The organism is Microbacterium kyungheense (genome assembly GCF_006783905.1).
Lineage (GTDB): Bacteria > Actinomycetota > Actinomycetes > Actinomycetales > Microbacteriaceae > Microbacterium > Microbacterium kyungheense.
Window position 1 is genome coordinate 191,988 of record NZ_VFPE01000001.1, and the last position, 16,824, is coordinate 208,811.

15 protein-coding genes are annotated in these 16,824 nt (G+C 72.7%); 14 read left to right on the forward strand and 1 reads right to left on the reverse strand.

All coding sequences use genetic code 11. The features are described 5' to 3' along the window. Positions 1–134: 134 nt before the first annotated feature. Positions 135–2,267 (forward strand): RecQ family ATP-dependent DNA helicase, encoded by a 2,133-nt coding sequence (locus FB391_RS00880; RefSeq protein ID WP_141892427.1) that lies wholly within the window; start codon positions 135–137, stop codon positions 2,265–2,267. A gap of 29 nt (positions 2,268–2,296) precedes the next feature. On the opposite strand, the gene FB391_RS19560 is transcribed toward FB391_RS00880, so the two are convergent. Continuing rightward, the gene (locus tag FB391_RS19560) at positions 2,297–2,941 is read right to left on the reverse strand and encodes a hypothetical protein (RefSeq protein ID WP_185842877.1); all 645 of its coding nucleotides are present in this window, start codon (positions 2,939–2,941) and stop codon (positions 2,297–2,299) included. 176 nt (positions 2,942–3,117) lie between these two features. On the opposite strand from FB391_RS19560, the gene FB391_RS00890 reads away from it, so the two are divergent. The 13 genes from FB391_RS00890 (at position 3,118) to FB391_RS00950 (ending at position 16,788) form a co-directional block, all read left to right on the forward strand. Further along, positions 3,118–3,978, forward strand: coding sequence for a sulfurtransferase (locus FB391_RS00890; protein WP_141892429.1), 861 nt, complete (start codon positions 3,118–3,120; stop codon positions 3,976–3,978). Beyond that, positions 3,975–5,396, forward strand: a complete 1,422-nt coding sequence (locus tag FB391_RS00895) for an NtaA/DmoA family FMN-dependent monooxygenase (RefSeq protein WP_141892430.1) — start codon at positions 3,975–3,977, stop codon at positions 5,394–5,396. The genes FB391_RS00890 and FB391_RS00895 overlap by 4 nt, the downstream gene beginning before the upstream one ends. A gap of 154 nt (positions 5,397–5,550) precedes the next feature. Continuing rightward, positions 5,551–7,191, forward strand: a complete 1,641-nt coding sequence (locus tag FB391_RS00900; protein WP_141892431.1) for a TIGR04028 family ABC transporter substrate-binding protein — start codon at positions 5,551–5,553, stop codon at positions 7,189–7,191. A gap of 19 nt (positions 7,192–7,210) precedes the next feature. Continuing rightward, the gene (locus tag FB391_RS00905; RefSeq protein WP_141892432.1) at positions 7,211–8,188 is read left to right on the forward strand and encodes an ABC transporter permease; all 978 of its coding nucleotides are present in this window, start codon (positions 7,211–7,213) and stop codon (positions 8,186–8,188) included. Next, positions 8,185–9,174 (forward strand): ABC transporter permease, encoded by a 990-nt coding sequence (locus FB391_RS00910; protein WP_141892433.1) that lies wholly within the window; start codon positions 8,185–8,187, stop codon positions 9,172–9,174. Before FB391_RS00905 ends, FB391_RS00910 begins: the two co-directional genes overlap by 4 nt. Then, entirely contained in the window at positions 9,171–10,817 is a 1,647-nt protein-coding gene (locus FB391_RS00915) for a dipeptide ABC transporter ATP-binding protein (RefSeq protein ID WP_141892434.1), read from the forward strand. The genes FB391_RS00910 and FB391_RS00915 overlap by 4 nt, the downstream gene beginning before the upstream one ends. Continuing rightward, a complete protein-coding gene (locus tag FB391_RS00920) occupies positions 10,814–11,878 on the forward strand; it encodes a putative FMN-dependent luciferase-like monooxygenase (protein ID WP_141892435.1) in 1,065 nt (354 codons plus the stop codon). Before FB391_RS00915 ends, FB391_RS00920 begins: the two co-directional genes overlap by 4 nt. Next, complete coding sequence (locus FB391_RS00925; protein ID WP_141892436.1) at positions 11,875–12,546, forward strand: CMD domain protein; 672 nt, start codon at positions 11,875–11,877, stop codon at positions 12,544–12,546. Before FB391_RS00920 ends, FB391_RS00925 begins: the two co-directional genes overlap by 4 nt. Continuing rightward, positions 12,543–13,169 (forward strand): alkylhydroperoxidase domain protein, encoded by a 627-nt coding sequence (locus FB391_RS00930; protein ID WP_141892437.1) that lies wholly within the window; start codon positions 12,543–12,545, stop codon positions 13,167–13,169. Before FB391_RS00925 ends, FB391_RS00930 begins: the two co-directional genes overlap by 4 nt. Beyond that, complete coding sequence (gene msuE, locus FB391_RS00935; RefSeq protein WP_185842878.1) at positions 13,166–13,822, forward strand: FMN reductase; 657 nt, start codon at positions 13,166–13,168, stop codon at positions 13,820–13,822. The genes FB391_RS00930 and msuE overlap by 4 nt, the downstream gene beginning before the upstream one ends. Before the next feature lie 158 nt (positions 13,823–13,980). Next, entirely contained in the window at positions 13,981–14,463 is a 483-nt protein-coding gene (locus FB391_RS00940) for a helix-turn-helix domain-containing protein (RefSeq protein WP_141892438.1), read from the forward strand. A gap of 172 nt (positions 14,464–14,635) precedes the next feature. Beyond that, positions 14,636–15,631, forward strand: a complete 996-nt coding sequence (locus FB391_RS00945) for a pyridoxal-phosphate dependent enzyme (protein WP_141892439.1) — start codon at positions 14,636–14,638, stop codon at positions 15,629–15,631. Next, complete coding sequence (locus FB391_RS00950) at positions 15,628–16,788, forward strand: cystathionine gamma-synthase (RefSeq protein WP_141892440.1); 1,161 nt, start codon at positions 15,628–15,630, stop codon at positions 16,786–16,788. The genes FB391_RS00945 and FB391_RS00950 overlap by 4 nt, the downstream gene beginning before the upstream one ends. Positions 16,789–16,824: the final 36 nt, after the last annotated feature.

A 16,824-nucleotide genomic window follows, 5' to 3' on the forward strand; every position in this document is an offset into this window, starting at 1 on the left:
TCCCTCCGTCGCCGACACGGTAGCACGCGCACCCCTCCTCCCCAGCCCGGCGATGTCGGCGGGCCGACGGAGCGGTGCACACCGGTGCGGGCGCGGGGCGGCGGATGTCAGGACCATGAGGCAGGGTGGAACGCGTGACCGCGACGACCGACACCCGCTCCGAAGCCCTCGAGGTGCTGCGCGCGCTCGTCGGGCGCGACGACGCCGACTTCCACGACGGGCAGTTCGAGGCCGTCCAGGCGCTAGTCGACGATCGTCGGCGCGCGCTCGTCGTGCAGCGCACCGGGTGGGGCAAGTCCGCCGTCTACTTCGTGTCGACGCTGCTGCTGCGCCGCCGCGGCGCCGGGCCGACGGTGCTCGTGTCGCCGCTGCTCGCCCTCATGCGCGACCAGATCGTCGCAGCCGCGCGCGCAGGGGTGAGGGCGGTCAAGATCGACTCGACCAACGCGCACGAATGGAACGACGTGCTCGCCCAGCTCGACGCCGACGAGGTCGACGTGCTGCTGGTGTCACCCGAGCGGCTGAACAACCCGGCGTTCCGCGACGAGCAGCTGCCCCAGCTGGTCGCCCGCATCGGACTGCTCGTGGTCGACGAGGCGCACTGCATCAGCGACTGGGGCCACGACTTCCGCCCCGACTACCGGCGGCTGCGCGACCTCATCGCGCGCATGCCCGACGGCGTGCCGGTGCTCGCCACGACCGCGACCGCGAACAGCCGCGTGGTCGCCGACGTCGCCGAGCAGCTCGACGCCGGCAGCGCCTCGGGCGAGGGAGTGGATGCCGGCAGCCCCGGCGTGCTCACCATCCGGGGCCCGCTCGCGCGGGCGTCGCTGCGGCTCGGCGTGCTGCGCCTGCCGAACTCGCCCAGCCGGCTCGCATGGCTGATCAGTCATCTCGGTGACCTGCCGGGGTCGGGCATCATCTACGCGCTCACGGTCGCCGCGGCGAACGACACCGCCCGCCTGCTGCGCGAGCGGGGGCACGACGTGCGCGCCTACACCGGCCAGACCGATACGGACGAGCGGGAGGAGTCCGAGGCGCTGCTCAAGGACAACCGGGTCAAGGCGCTCGTCGCGACCAGCGCACTGGGAATGGGGTTCGACAAACCCGACCTCGGCTTCGTCGTGCACCTGGGCGCGCCCTCGTCTCCCGTCTCGTACTACCAGCAGGTGGGCCGCGCCGGCCGTGCCACCGAATCCGCCGACGTGCTGCTTCTTCCCGGCGCCGAGGATCGCGACATCTGGCACTACTTCGCCACCGCGTCGATGCCCGACCGCGATCGCGCCGAGCGCGTGCTGTCGGCGCTGTCGCAGGCTGGCGGCCCGCTGTCGACGCCCGCACTGGAGGCGATCGTCGACATCCGGCGCACGCCGCTGGAACTGCTGCTCAAGGTGCTCGACGTGGACGGCGCCGTCGATCGGGTGCGCGGCGGATGGATCGCGTCCGGCCGGCCGTGGACATACGACGAGGAGCGCTACCGGCGCATCGCCGCCGAGCGGGTGGCCGAGCAGCAGCACATGATCGAGTACGAAGAGACCGACCGCTGTCGCATGGAGTTCTTGCAGCGGTCGCTCGACGATGACACCGCGGCGCCCTGCGGGCGCTGCGACAACTGCGCCGGCCCGTGGTTCCCCACCGAGATCGCCGCTACCGCGGAGGACGCGGCCACCGCCGCGCTCGACCGCGTCGGCGTTCCGATCGAGCCGCGCCGGCAGTGGCCCACCGGCGCCGACCGGCTCGGCGTCGCCGTCAAGGGGCGCATCCCCGCCGACGAGCAGGCGAGCGAGGGCCGCGCCCTCGCTCGCCTCACCGACCTCGGCTGGGGCGGTGCGATGCGCGACCTGTTCGCCGCCGGCGCCGACGACCAGCCGGTGCCGCAGAACGTGCTCGCCGCGTGCGTGCGGGTGCTCGCCGACTGGACATGGGAGAACCGGCCGGTCGCCGTCGTCGCGGTGCCGTCGCGCAGCAAGCCGCAGCTCGTGGACTCGCTCGCGCGGGGGATCGCCGACATCGGCCGTCTGCCCTACCTCGGCCCCCTCGACCTCGTGGACGGCGGACCGACCGGCCAGCCCGGTGGCAACAGCGCCTTCCGCGTCGCGGGCGTGTGGAACCGGTTCTCAGCCGGCGGACTCGACGTGCCGGCCGGTCCGGTGCTGCTCGTCGATGACCGCGTCGACAGCGGCTGGACGCTCACGGTGGCCGCGCGAGAGCTTCGTCGCGCCGGAGCCTCGGCCGTCCTGCCGTTCGTTCTCGCCCTTCGCGGCTGACCGGACGGCCGCGTCGCGGGGTGAGACGCCTACGCGGGCGGCGTCGGCCCGCCCCGCCGCGGTCGGCGCACGATCAAGTACGTGACGGCTCCGCCGACCAATACCACCAGCAGCACGACCCACGGGATCCAGCTCGTGGACGCGGCTTCCGTATCGGACGCGTCCGCCGTGGGCGTCGGCGTCGGTGCGGCCGTCGGGCTCGGAGTCGGCGTAGCGGTCGGTGTCGGTGTGGGCGTCGCCGTCGGGGTGGGCGTCGCCGTCGGGGTGGGCGTCGGCACGGGGGCGACGGTCGGCTCGGGTGCGACCGTCGGCTCGGGCGCCACCGTCGGCTCCGGCTCGGGTGCCGGCTCGACCGTCGGCTCCGGCTCGGGTGCGACGGTCGGCGTGGGCAGCGGGAGGATCCCCGTGCGCGTCGGGGTCGGTGCCGGCTCGGGAGTGGGGGTCGCCGTCGGCGAAGGACTGCGTGTCGGGAAGAGGTCGGTCGGCCGCACCGTGGGCAGATCCGTCGGCAGTGAGGTCGGGAGCGACGTCGGCAGGTTCGTCGGGAGCGGGAAGACACCGCTGCCGCAGCCGGTGAGCAGTGCGAGGGTCGCGGCGACGGCGAGGGCCGCCAGCGCTCGGCGTGCGCGCGGCTGGCGCGGCTGCGTCCGACGGGGCTCCCGGGTGTGCGGCATCCACTCCTCCTGACGTTCTCACCGGATCGTACGAGCGCCGGACGGCGGTCCGCGTCACTCGATGTGGGTGAACGCATGTGACGCCGCGTGACGCCGTATCGCGGCATATGACGCCGGGTCGCGGTGTGTGTCGTCACACCGCTCGCGAGCGCGGCGGGCGGGACGAACATGACCCCATGCCTTCCCCACTCATCTCGCCGACCGAGCTCGCCGATCTGATCCGCGGCGGCACGCCCCCTCGGATCCTCGACGTGCGCTGGCGCCTCGATCAGCCCGAAGGGCGCCCGGCGTACCTCGACGGGCATCTGCCCGGAGCCGTCTACGTCGATCTCGACCATGAACTGGCGCGCCGCGGCGATCCGCGCGAGGGGCGGCATCCGCTCCCTTCACGGGACCAGCTGCAGGCCGCGGCACGGCGGTGGGGCATCCGCGAAGGCGACACCGTCGTCGCGTACGACGACGTGCACTCGGTCGCCGCGGCGCGCGCGTGGTGGGTGCTGACGCGGTCGGGCGTCGCCGACGTGCGTGTGCTCGACGGCGGGCTGCGCGGGTGGCTGGCCGAGCGACTGCCGCTCGACACCGGCGACGTGCTGCCCCGGCCGCCGGGCGACGTCGTGCTCGACGAGATCACCGAGGGCGTCGCCGACATCGACGGCGTCGAGGAGTGGCCCGACCACGGCCTGCTGCTGGACGTGCGGGCGCCCGACCGCTATCGCGGCGACTCCGAGCCGCATGATCCGGTCGGCGGACACATCCCCGGCGCGGTCAACCTGCCGACGACCGTGCATCTGACCGCGGGCAGGTTCCGCACAGCGGACGAGATCCGCGCGGAGTTCGCCGCCGCCGGGGTGTCGGAGGGCGTCGCGGTCGCCGCGTACTGCGGCTCGGGCATCGCGGCGACCCACACCGCGCTGGCGGGAGCGCTCGCCGGCATCGACGTCGTGGTGTATCCGGGTTCGTGGAGCCAGTGGTCGCGCTCGCGCGGGCGGCTGGCTGCTGTCGGCCCGGCACCGTCGCTGGATGTGGTGCCGGTATGACGACGGATGCCGCCACCGGGCCGCTCATCGTCGGCGCCATGGTGCGCACCCTCGGCGCGTACCCCTCGGGCTGGCGTCATCCCGGCGCGCACGCCGACCCGCGGACGGACGCCGCGGTGCTGCGCCGCGTCGCGGAGCTCGCGGAGGACGCCAACCTCGACTACCTGTTCTTCGGCGACTGGCTGGCCACCGGGCCCGACCTGGAGTTCCGCGACCCGTACCTGCTCGCGCGCATCGATCCGGTGAGCGCGGTGCTGTTCCTCGCGGGGATCACCGAGCGCATCGGGCTCATCGCCACCGTGAACTCGACCTACGCCGACCCGTACGCCACGGCGCGGGCGACGGCGTCCCTGGATCTGCTCACCGGCGGCCGTGCCGGCGTGAACCTCGTGACGGGCGCCGAGCCGCGCGCCGCCGCGAATCACGGGCGCGACGCCCACGCCGACAACGAGACGCGCTACGACCGCGCCGAGGAGTTCGTGCGGGCGCTGCGGCTGCTGTGGGAGTCATGGGACGAGGGCGCATGGATCGCCGACCCCGGCAGCGGCGTGCTGATCGACGCCGAGCGGGTCCGGACCGCCGCACTGCGGGGCACGCAGGTGCGCGTCGAGGGTCCGCTCAACGTCGCGCGCCCGCCGCAGACGCACCCGCCGATCGTGCACGCGGGCACGTCTCCACGGTCGCGCGCGCTCGCCGCCACCGAGGCGGATCTCGCGCTGATCGCCGCCGGTGACCCCGCCGTGGCCGCCGCCACCCGAGCCGAGCTGCGTGCGCTGGCCGCGGCATCCGGTCGTGATCCCGAAGAGCTCAAGGTGATCGTGCCGGTGCTGCCGGTCGTGGCCGAGACGGATGCCGCCGCCCGCGCGATCGTCGACCGGCTGCTGCTGCTCGTGCCGCTGGACGACGGGGTGTCGGGGCATGCCGGCCGGCCGGGATTCCCGGCGAACCGGTCGCTCGCATCGTTCCTCGACGTCGCGGGCGTCGAGCCGGACGACGCGGTGCGCGCGGCCTCGGTCGACGACCCGGTGCCTGCTGCGACGGCGGCGGCCTTCGCCGAGGCGGCCGCCCGCACCCTCGACATCGTGCGAGCGCGCACCGGCCGCGACCTCGGGGGTGAGAATCCGGTGACATGGCGACACCTCATCGCCGCGCACGCGGTGCCGGCGAACTTCGTCGTCGGCGGCCCCGCGGTGATCGCCGACCACTTCGAGCACTGGCGGGACACCGGCGCTGCGGACGGGTTCAACGTGCTGTCGGCGTTCCAGCCCGCCCAGTTCGAGGCGTTCACGGCGCTCGCCGTGCCCGAGCTGCGCCGGCGCGGGCTGATCGGACGGCAGGGGAGCACGCTGCGCGAGCGCCTGTCACTGGGCGCGCCGCGCCTCGCACACACGCCCGACGTCGTGACCTCCGCTCGTTGAGAGGACCCGGGCGACTGTTACGCCGCATGAACCCCGGTGACCTCCGCTTGCGGCCGGTGAACGGCCGTGACGTCACGAAGAACGGGGACGGGATGCCGCTCCCTAGCGTTGCCGACACACCTTGCACAGCCCTTCCCGAACCCCAGGAGTGAACATGTCCCGTCCCGCATCGCGAATCGTCGCCGGTGCCGTCGCGGTGCTCGTCGCCGCGGCATCCCTCACGGCCTGCGCCTCGCAGCAGCCCGCCACCTCCGACGGGGGAGCGGCCGGCGAGCCGGTCACCGGCGGGGAGCTGACCTACCTCGAGTACCAGACGTACACGAACCTCTACCCGCCGCAGGCCGGCTTCTACCCGAACGGCGGACTCGTCAACAACATCACGGCGCGCCTGACGTGGCAGAACCCCGAGACGCTCGAGATCGAGCCGTGGGTCGCGACCGACTGGACCGTGAACGACGATGCCACCGAGTACACCTTCGACCTGCGCGACGACGTCACCTTCTCGGACGGCACGCCGCTGGACGCCGCGGCGGTGGCGAAGAACTTCGACACCTACGGGCTCGGCAACCCCGACCTCGGTCTCACCGTGTCCGAGGCGATCAACAACTACGCGGCGAGCGAGGTCGTGGACGCCGACACCGTGACGTTCCGCTTCAGCGCGCCCGCCCCGGGTTTCCTGCAGGCGACCTCGACCATCAACTCGGGCCTGCTCTCACCGGCCACGCTCGATCGCACGCTCGAGGAGTTCGGCGCCGGCAACGCAGCCGACATCATCGGGACCGGTCCGTTCACGATCACCGACGAGAAGCTCGGCACCGAGCTGACGCTGCAGGCCCGCGACGACTACGACTGGGCGCCGCCGAGCTCGGAGCACCAGGGTCGCGCGTACCTCGACACGATCCACCTCATCGTCACCCCCGAAGACAGCGTGCGCATCGGCTCGCTGCTGTCGGGCCAGGCCGACTACATCCGCTACGTGCAGGCCTTCGACGAGGCGCGCGTCGAGTCCGGCGGCTTCGACCTGTACGCCCCGCAGACCCGCGGTGTGAACAACGCGCTGAGCCTGCGGTTCACGAACCCGATCCTCAGCGACATCAAGGTGCGTCAGGCGCTCGTCGCCGGTGTCGACAGCCAGGAGGTCGTCGACACCGTCTTCACCGAGAACTACCCCCGTGCCACGTCGGCGCTGAGCTCGACCGCCCTCGGCTACAAGGACGAATCGGAGTACTACGCGTACGACCCGAAGAAGGCCGAGGAGCTGCTCGACGAGGCCGGCTGGGAAGAGGGATCCGACGGCATCCGCCAGAAGGACGGGCAGCGACTGTCGCTCGACGTCTACGAGGCCAAGGCTCAGCCCCTGTCGAAGCAGACGCTCGAGCTCGTGTCGCAGCAGCTCAAGAAGATCGGCGTCGAGCTCAACGTGAAGTCCGCCGACGCCGGCAGCTACGCGGAAGACATCACCGACCCGCTCAAGACCCCGCTCTACCACTCGATGGTCGGCCGCGCGGACCTCGACGTCATCAAGAGCCAGTACTACACGAAGAACCGCAACACGCTGCTGTCGGACGACGCGAAGCTCGACGAGCTGCTCGAGGCCGTCGCCTCGACGGCCGACCCGGATGCCCGCATCGCGGCCTCGCAGGCGGTGCAGGACTACCTCGCCGAGCAGGCCTACGTCATCCCGCTGTTCGAGGAGCCCCAGGTGTACGGCGCCGCGCCGTACGTGCAGGGCATCGAGTTCGAGTCGGTCGCGCGTCCGCTGTTCTACGACGTGTGGCTCGACAAGAAGCAGTAAGGCGCCGGAGGCCGAATCGATGAGCTACGCGCTGAGACGCGCCGGGCAGGCCGCGATCGTTCTGATCGCGGCCTTCACGGCCACCTTCATCCTGCTGCAGCTGCTGCCGGGCGACGCGATCCTGATCAAGTATCAGGACCCGTCGCTGGGGCTGAGCTCCGAGCAGATCGAGCAGATCCGCATCGCCTACGGCGCCGACTCGACGTGGTGGGAGCAGTACTGGGCCACCCTGACCGGCTACGCGCACGGCGATTTCGGCTACTCGACGCAGTACGGCACGCCCGTCCTGCAGCTCATCGGCGAGGCGCTCCCGGCGACGGCGCTGCTGGCCGGCCTCGGCTTCCTGCTGGCCGCGGTGATCGCGTTCGCGATCGCGTTCCTCTCGACGCTGTCGCCGTTCGGATGGCTGCGGCGAGGACTTCAGGCACTGCCCGGGGTGTTCGTGGCCGTGCCGGTCTTCTGGCTCGGCATCCTCCTCATCCAGGTCTTCTCGTTCGGGCTGGGCTGGGTGCCGATCGTCGCGGCCGATCCCGCCGTGGGCCTGATCCTCCCCGTGATCACACTGGCGGTGCCGATCTCGGCCCCTCTCGCGCAGATCCTGGTGCGCAGCATCGACGACGTGCAGCTGCAGCCGTTCGTCACCGTCGTACGCGCCAAAGGTGCCTCGCCCCCGTGGGTGCTGTGGCGCTCGGTGGCCCGCAACGCGCTGCTGCCCGCGCTGACGATCGCCGGCGTCCTGTTCGGCGAGCTCATCGGCGGTGCGGTCGTGACCGAGACGGTGTACGGCCGCACCGGCATCGGCCGCATCACCGAGCAGGCCGTCTCGAGTCAGGACATCCCGGTGCTCCAGGGCATCGTCGTGCTGGCGGCGCTGACCTTCGTCGTCGTCAACCTCGTGGTCGACCTGCTCTACCCCGTGCTCGATCCGCGCCTGCGCCGGGGTGCCGGCACTCCGCGGACGTCGCCCGCCCCCGTCCTCCAGGAGGCATCCGCATGACCCTTCGACAGACGCACGGACCCGTTCTCCAGGACGAGCCGGTGGATGCCGCCGACCCTGCGACCTCGACCGCCGAGGTCGCGCGGGACGAAGCATCCGGAACGGTCCTCGACCCGGTCGCGCGGGACGCGGGCGCCCCCGGCGGACAGCCCGAGCGGCGCTCGAACGTGGCGCGGCTGTTCGCCAGCGGTCGGCGCCCCTCGTGGACGCTCGTCCTCGCCGTCGCGGTGATCGTCGTCGCCGTGCTGTGGGCGGTCGTGCCGTGGCTGTTCACGTCCTACGACCCGATCGACGGCGTGCCCGCGCAGAAACTCCTGCCACCGAGCCCCGAGCACTGGTTCGGCACCGATGCGATCGGCCGCGACCTGTACGCGCGGGTGGTCCACGGCGCCATCCACTCGCTGTCGGGCGCGCTCATCGCCGTGACGGTCGGTCTCGCCGCCGGCACCCTGATCGGCGTGGTCGCGGGCTCCGTCGGCGGCTGGCTCGACGACGTGCTGATGCGCCTCGTCGACGTGCTGCTGTCGATCCCGGGACTGCTGCTGATGCTGTCGGTGATCATCCTGCTGGGCTTCGGCACGGTGAACGCGGCGATCGCGGTCGGCGTCGTCAGCGTCGCGTCCTTCGCGCGGCTGTCGCGGTCCGAGGTCGTGCGCGTGCGCCGCACGGACTACGTCGAGGCGGCCTTCGGCAGCGGCGGCTCGTTCGCGGCGGTGCTGCGCCGGCACGTGCTGCCGAACTCGCTCTCGGCGGTGGTCGGCCTTGCGGCGCTGCAGTTCGGCTCGGCCATCCTCGCGATCTCGACCCTGGGCTTCCTCGGCTACGGCGCACCGCCGCCGACCCCGGAATGGGGTCTGCTCATCGCCGAGGGGCGCAACTACGTCGCGACGGCGTGGTGGCTGACGACGCTGCCCGGCCTCGTGGTGCTCGTGGTGGTGCTGAGCGCCAACCGCATCAGCCAGTCGATCGGAAGGGGGACGCGATGAGCGTGCTCGACGTGCACGACCTGCGGGTGTCGTATCAGACCCGCACCGGACGCCGCGAGGTCGTCCACGGCGTCGACGTGTCGGTCGGCGAAGGCGAGGTCGTCGCCCTGGTCGGCGAATCGGGCTCGGGCAAGTCCACGACCGCGCACGCGCTCATCGGCCTGCTGCCCGAGGGTGGCCGGGTGGATGGGGGATCGATCGGTCTCGGCGGCGTCGACATCACCGGCTGGAGCCCCCAGCGACTGCGCAGTGTGCGCGGCGCTCAGGTGGGGCTCGTGCCGCAGGATCCGGTGTCGTCGCTCGATCCGGTGCGCCCCATCGGCGTGCAGGTCGGCGAGATCCTCCGGGTCCACGGCGTCAGGGACGCCACCGCCCGTCGCGGCCGCGTCCTCGAACTCCTCGAGCGGGTGGGACTCGACGATCCTGCGCTGCGGTCGCGGCAGTACCCGCACGAGCTGTCGGGCGGCATGCGTCAGCGCGTGCTGATCGCCACGGCGATCGCGCTGCGGCCGCGGCTGATCATCGCCGACGAGCCGACGAGCGCGCTCGACGCCACCGTGCAGCGCCGCATCCTCGACCTCATCGACGACCTCCGCCGAGAAGAGGGCACGTCGGTGCTGCTGGTCACCCACGACCTCGGCGTGGCCGCCGACCGCGCGCAGCGCCTCGTCGTGCTGAACCAGGGCATCGTCGTCGAGCAGGGGCCGAGTGCCGGCATCCTCTCCTCCCCATCGGATCCCTACACGCGACAGCTGCTGGCCGACGCGCCCGCCCTCGCGACCGAGGACTTCCGCCGGCCGGAGCCGCCGCTGTTCATCCGGGATGCCGCGGCCGCCGCCGCCGAGAACCCCCACGCCATCGTGGCCGAGGGGCTCGTGAAGGAATTCGGGGTGCGGGGACGAACGGCCTTCCGGGCGGTCGACGACGTGTCGTTCCACGTGCGCCGCGGAACCACGCACGCGCTCGTGGGGGAGTCGGGCTCAGGCAAGACCACGACGGCGCGCCTGGTCACACGCTTCCTTCAGCCCGATGCGGGGCGCATCGAGCTCGCGGACGACACCGGACGGCTGGCCGACATCGCCGGGCTGCGGGGCGAGGCGCTGCGGCAACTGCGTCGGCGCATCCAGCTCGTGTACCAGAACCCGTTCTCGTCGCTCGATCCGCGCCAGAGCGTCGCGCAGATCGTCGCCGAGCCGCTGCACAACTTCCGCGAGGGGACACGGGGCGAGCGCTCCGCGCGCGCCGCCGAGCTGATCGACCGCGTCAAGCTGCCCGCCGACGTGCTGCAGCGCTCGCCGCGCGAGCTCTCGGGCGGCCAGCGGCAGCGGGTCGCCATCGCCCGGGCGCTCGCCATCCGCCCCGAGGTCGTCGTGCTCGACGAGGCGGTCTCGGCGCTCGACGTGACCGTCCAGGCGCGCATCCTCGAGCTGCTCGAGTCGCTGCAGCAGGAGCTCGGGCTCACGTACCTGTTCATCTCGCACGACCTCGCGGTGGTCCGCCGCATCAGCCACACGGTGTCGGTGATGCGGCGCGGCCGCGTCGTCGAGACGGGCAGCACCGAGGACCTCTTCTCGGCCCCCACCCACGAGTACACGCGCGAGCTGCTGGCAGCCGTGCCCGGACGATCGGAGGTCGCGGCATGACCGCGCCGTCTCTTGCCTTCTTCACCCGGCTGCTCGACAGTGCCTCTTCGCCCCGTCTGATCGACGATGCGCCGGCTGCCGAGCGCTACCGTCTGGCGACCGACCAGATCCGCCACGCCGAGCGGTTCGGCATCGGCCGGGCGTGGGTCGCGCAGCATCACTTCCGCGCCGCCGAGGGCGGGCTGCCGGCGCCCTTCGTGTTCCTCGCGCATGTCGCGGCGGCCACGAGCGAGATCCGCCTCGGCACGGGAGTCGTGACGCTGCCGCTGGAGGACCCGGTGCGGGTCGCCGAGGACGCCGTCGTCGCGGACCTGCTGTCGGGCGGCCGCGTCGACCTCGGCCTCGGCAGCGGCGGCACGCCGTCGTCGTTCGTGCCGTTCGGCCAAGACGTCGCCGCCAAGGCTGCGGTGTACGACGAGAAGCTCGCGCTGCTGCTCGACGCGCTCGCCGGCCGCGAGATCGGCGGCGGCAACACGCTGTACCCGGCGGCCGCGGCGCTCGCGGACCGCGTGTGGCAGGCGACCTTCTCGCCGGCGGGCGGCACGCGTGCCGGCATCCACGGACACGGCCTGCTGCTCTCGCGCACCCAGCCGCGTCCGGCCGACGCCCTCGGGGCGAGCCTCGCGGACCTGCAGCACCCGATCATCGACCGGTACCTCGAGGCGCTGCCCGACGGCGTGGCGCCGAGGGTGACCGCATCCCGGACCGTCTTCGTCGCCGACGACCGCGCCGACGCGCTGCGGTTCGCCGAGGTCGGACTCCGCCGTGCGGCCGAGGGTCTGCGCCGCTCGGGACACCACCTTCCGGACGATGCGCTCGACGACCTGATCGTCGCGACCGACACCCACCTCGGCACCCCGGACGAGGTCGCCGCGTCGCTCGCCGCGGACTCGACGCTGTCGCGCGCGACCGAGGTGGCGTTCCAGGTGCACTCCGTCGACGCGCCGCACGACTTCGTGCTGCGCTCGATCGAGCTGTTCGCGACCGAGGTCGCTCCGCGCCTCGGCTGGAGCGACCGGCCCCTCGAACCTCTCAGCCGTCTCGGAAAGGAGACCTCATGACCACCCCTCAGCTCAGCGAGGCCGTCGATGTCGTCGACGAGCTCGTCGGCGTTCGCGCCGGCGACCCGCTCGACGCCCTGCGGCGCCGGCGTCCGGTGACGCGCGACCAGCTGCAGGCGAGCTACGACGCGCTGTTCTCCCCGCTCGACGACGCCGCGTTCCCCCTCGACGAGCGGGCGCTCGTCGCCGCGTTCGCGACGCGCTCGACCGCCGACGACGCCACCGCCGCGTACTACGCCGACACGGCCGCGCGTGCGGATGCCCGCCGCACCGAGATCGTCCTGGCCGAGGCATCCACCTCCGCCACGGCGGGGCCGTTCGGCGCGTACCGCGAAGACGGCCTCGTCGCAGAGAGCGCCGACGGCCGCCGGTACGAGCCCGGCATCGCCGCCCGCGACGCGCTCGGCGAGCGGCTCACCGCGGCGCTCGCGCACGCGCACCTGCTCACCTTCCGGCCGAGGGAGGCGGATGCCGCCGCCCAGCGTCGCCTCGTCGAGGCCGGGTGGAGCGCCGACGGCATCGTGACGCTGTCTCAGCTGGTGTCGTTCCTCGCCTTCCAGCAGCGCGTGGCGGCGGGGCTGCGCGCGCTCGGCGCGTCCGTCACCGCCCACCCACCGGCCGTCGAGCCCGCCGAGACGTCCGCAAAGATCGAGGAGGTCCCGGCATGACCGGCACCACGACCGAAGACGTCGTCCTGAGCCACGACGCCCGGCACCCGCACGCGTTCACGCGCGCCGACGTGGGCTGGCTCCCGTGGCTCGAGCCGCTCCCTGTCGACGACCTCACCGAGCGGCACTACGAAGGACTGGTCGACCGGGCCCGCGCCTCGAGCGACTACTTCCGCCTGCTCGTGCGCGACCCCGAGATCCTGCGGGCGCGCACGCTCGTCGACAAGGACATCTTCTACAACACCTCAGAGGGGCTGCCGCGGGCAGAGCGCGAGCTCGCTGCCGCCGCCGCATCGCGGGTCAACGGATGCGTCTTCTGCGCGTCCGTGCACGCGCGGTTCGCCGCGCACTTCTCGAAGACGCCGGAACTCGTCGACCGCCTGCTCGACGAGGGCATCGACGCCGACCTCGGCGAGCGGTGGAACGCCATCGTGGCGGCCGCGGCGGCCCTCACCGCGACGCCGCTCGCGTTCGACGAGACCCACGTCGCGCGGCTGCGTGCGGTGGGCCTCGACGACCTCGAGATCGCGGACGTCGTCCACGGTGCCGCGTTCTTCAACTGGGCGAACCGCCTGATGCTCTCGATCGGGCGACCGGTCGCGCCCCCGGAGGACGCGTCGTGAGCGCCGTCGAGCTCGCCGCCGCCACGGCCGCGGGCGTCGCCGCGACGCGCGGCGCGGCATCCACCTCTGGCACCGGCGCGCCGCGGCCGCTGCGGGTAGTCGGGGTATCGGGCTCGCTGCAGGAGCCGAGCCGCACGACGGCGCTGGTGCGGACGATCCTCGCCGCTGTCGCCGAACGCGTCGCCGCCGAGACCGAGCTGGTCGAGGTCGCCGCCCTCGGCCCCGGGTTCGCGGGCGCGCTGCGCCGCGAGGACGTCGCGCCCGAGGTCGAGCGGGCGCTGCGCGCGATCGAGTCCGCCGACCTGCTGGTCGTCGCGAGCCCCGTCTACCGCGCGTCGTTCACCGGGCTGTTCAAGCACCTGTTCGACTTCGTGGGCCAGTACGACCTCGTCGGCACGCCGGTGCTCCTCGCGGCGACGGGCGGAGGCGAGCGGCACGCGCTGATCATCGAGCACCAGCTGCGGCCGCTGTTCGGCTTCTTCCAGGCCCTGACGCTGCCGATCGGCGTCTACGCGTCCAACAGCGACTTCACCGACTACGGCCTGAGCTCGCCCGAGGTGGCCCGCCGCGTCGTGCAGGCCGTCGACCGGTCGCTGCCCCTCGTCGAGCAGGCGGCGCTCGTGCGCCGTTCGGAGTACGTCGCGACCTGGTGAGGCCGGGTGGTCTCGTGCACCTCCCTCCGGTGATCCCGTGCCCCTCCGGTGACTTGGCGTATACGTACAGACACGCCCGCGTGTCGCGTGCACATACGCCAAGTCACGGAGAGTGGGGGCGGCGGAAGAACGGCGGGGGTCCGTCATGAAATGGCGCCGTGGGCGTCTTGCCTGGTGTGAGCTTCGATGTCACCCCCGCCCGCCGCGGCACCGGCGGCTCGCCGTTCCTCTCTGCGGCCGCGGCCGCCAGGCTCGCCGGGCTGACGCCGGCCACCCTCACCCGTCGGCTCGCGAACGGCGACCTTCCCGGCTACCGGTTCGGGCGGCGCTGGTTCGTGCCTGAGGCGGAGTTCCGCCGGCAGCTGCGCCGGCGCGCATGGATGGTGCGGGAGGATGCCGGGCCCGCCGTCATCCGCGAACTCACCCGCAGCCTGCCGGCGTTCCTCACCGCGGACGACCTGGAGCGGTTCTTCGGCGTGCGGCGCACGCTGCTGGCCGACGTCCTGCGGATGCCGTCGTTCTCGGGCCGCGGCGGCGGCACCACGATCGCCGTGCTCGAGCGCACGCTGCAGGGCGCCCGCAACGCCTGCACCCCGTGCGTGGCCGACGCGGTGGCCCACGGCGTGCGCGGCGCCGCGTGACGCCGGATTGCGACCGGCCTCTGTACCTCGCCACGGTCTCTGTCTAGACTGACGCACGTGTTGACCTGTCGGTGTTGTCGCCCCTGCTGTTGAAGCCTCCGCTTCACGCAGACCTTCGCGACCCCTGACAACCTCCGCGCGCGTGCGCGCGGCGACACCTGAGGATCCTCACGTGCGTTACGCCCAGAGCGTCGCCGACCTCGTCGGCAACACCCCCCTCGTCCAGCTCACCCGCGTCACCGACGGCATCGCGGCCACGGTGCTCGCCAAGGTCGAGTACTTCAACCCCGGCGGATCTGCGAAGGACCGCATCGCCGCCCGGATCATCGACGCCGCCGAGCGCGACGGCCTGCTGCGGCCGGGTGGGACCATCGTCGAGCCGACGAGCGGCAACACCGGCGTCGGGCTCGCGCTGGTCGCCATCCAGCGGGGCTACCGGATGGTGTTCGTCGTGCCTGACAAGTTCGCCGGCGCCAAGGTCGACGTGCTCAAGGCCTACGGCGCCGAGGTGGTCGAGACCCCCACGAGCGTGCCGCCGGAGGACCCGCGGTCCTACTACAGCGTCGCCGACCGGCTGGTGCGCGAGATCCCTGGGGCGTTCATGCCGAACCAGTTCGCGAATCCGAACGGGCCCCGCAGCCATTACGAGACGACCGGTCCCGAGATCTGGCGCGACACCGACGGGCGCGTGACGCACTTCGTCGCGGGCATCGGCACCGGCGGGACGATCAGCGGCACCGGCAGGTACCTGCACGACGTGTCGGACGGCGTCGTCCGTGTCGTCGGCGCCGACCCGGAGGGCTCGATCTACTCGGGCGGCCCGCTGCACGGCTACCTCGTCGAAGGCGTGGGCGAGGACTTCCTGCCCGACAGCTACGACCCCTCGGTCCCTGACGAGATCCACCGCATCCCCGATGCCGAGTCGTTCGCCATGACGCGGCGGCTCGCCCGCGAGGAAGGGCTGCTCGTCGGCGGCTCCAGCGGCATGGCCGTCGTCGCCGCGCTGCGCGCCGCGCGCGACCTCCCCGCGTCTGCCGTCGTCGTCGTGCTGCTGCCCGACCACGGCCGGGGGTACCTGAGCCGGTTCTACGACGACGACTGGCTGCGCGACCACGGTTTCGACGTCGCCGGCCCCGAGGCATCCACCCACGAAGGAGCACCCGCATGACCGAGCCCACCGCCGACTCCGGCTTCGAGACCCGCGCTGTGCATGCCGGGCAGGCGTTCGACTCCACGACCGGCGCGGTGATCCCGCCCGTCCACTTCTCGACCACGTATGCCCAGGACGGCATCGGCGGACTGCGCGAGGGGTACGAGTACGGACGCAGCGGCAATCCGACCCGCACCGCGCTCGAGACCCAGCTGGCCGCACTCGAAGGAGGCGCCCACGCCCTGTCGTTCGCCTCGGGCCTCGCCGCCGAGGATGCCCTGCTGCGCGCGGCGCTGAAGCCCGGCGACGAGGTGCTGCTCGGCAACGACGTGTACGGCGGCACGTACCGGCTCATCGCGCGCGTGCTCGGCGCGTGGGGCGTCAGCGTGCGAGTGGTCGACATGAGCGACCTCGACGCCGTGCGCGCAGCGCTCGAAGAGCGACCCGCGCGCATCGTGTGGGTCGAGACCCCCAGCAACCCCCTGCTGCGCATCACCGACATCGCCGGTCTCGCACGCCTCGGCCACGATGCGGGCGCGCTCGTCGTGGTCGACAACACCTTCGCGTCGCCCGCGCTGCAGCAGCCGTTGGCGCTCGGCGCCGACGTCGTCGTGCACTCCACGACCAAGTACCTGGGAGGTCACTCCGACGTCGTGGGCGGAGCCCTCGTGCTGAACGACGACGCGCTGTACGGCGAGGCGAAGTTCCTGCAGTTCGCGGTCGGCGCCGTGTCGGGCCCGCTCGACGCGTGGCTCACGACGCGCGGCATCAAGACGCTGGCCCTGCGTATGCAGCGGCACAGCGAGAACGCGCAGGAGGTGGCATCCTTCCTGTCCTCTCACGGTTCGGTCGCGCACGTGTACTACCCGGGGCTGCCGGCGCATCCCGGCCATGAGCTCGCGGCGCGGCAGATGAGCGGCTTCGGGGGAATCGTCTCGGTGGCGCTCGCCGACGCCGCGTCGGCACGCCGCTTCGCGGAGTCCACGCGGCTGTTCCAGCTCGCCGAGTCGCTGGGCGGGGTCGAGTCGCTCATGAACTACCCCGACGAGATGACGCACGCCTCGGTGCGCGGCACCGAGCTCGCCGTGCCCCCGGAGGTGGTGCGCCTGTCGGTGGGCGTCGAGTCCATCGCCGACCTGCTCGCCGACCTCGACCAGGCGCTCGCGCGACGCTGAGCCGAACGCGCCGCGGAGGGGAAACATAGGCTCGGG

Bases quoted from the DNA above. Each gene is read 5' to 3' on its own strand.
- FB391_RS00925 (WP_141892436.1), top strand. From the start codon at position 11,875: ATGACCACCCCTCAGCTCAGCGAGGCCGTCGATGTCGTCGACGAGCTC.
- FB391_RS00890 (WP_141892429.1), top strand. From the start codon at position 3,118: ATGCCTTCCCCACTCATCTCGCCGACCGAGCTCGCCGATCTGATCCGC.
- FB391_RS00905 (WP_141892432.1), top strand. From the start codon at position 7,211: ATGAGCTACGCGCTGAGACGCGCCGGGCAGGCCGCGATCGTTCTGATC.
- FB391_RS19560 (WP_185842877.1), bottom strand. From the start codon at position 2,941: ATGCCGCACACCCGGGAGCCCCGTCGGACGCAGCCGCGCCAGCCGCGC.
- FB391_RS00900 (WP_141892431.1), top strand. From the start codon at position 5,551: ATGTCCCGTCCCGCATCGCGAATCGTCGCCGGTGCCGTCGCGGTGCTC.
- FB391_RS00930 (WP_141892437.1), top strand. From the start codon at position 12,543: ATGACCGGCACCACGACCGAAGACGTCGTCCTGAGCCACGACGCCCGG.
- FB391_RS00950 (WP_141892440.1), top strand. From the start codon at position 15,628: ATGACCGAGCCCACCGCCGACTCCGGCTTCGAGACCCGCGCTGTGCAT.
- FB391_RS00915 (WP_141892434.1), top strand. From the start codon at position 9,171: ATGAGCGTGCTCGACGTGCACGACCTGCGGGTGTCGTATCAGACCCGC.
- FB391_RS00895 (WP_141892430.1), top strand. From the start codon at position 3,975: ATGACGACGGATGCCGCCACCGGGCCGCTCATCGTCGGCGCCATGGTG.
- FB391_RS00920 (WP_141892435.1), top strand. From the start codon at position 10,814: ATGACCGCGCCGTCTCTTGCCTTCTTCACCCGGCTGCTCGACAGTGCC.
- FB391_RS00910 (WP_141892433.1), top strand. From the start codon at position 8,185: ATGACCCTTCGACAGACGCACGGACCCGTTCTCCAGGACGAGCCGGTG.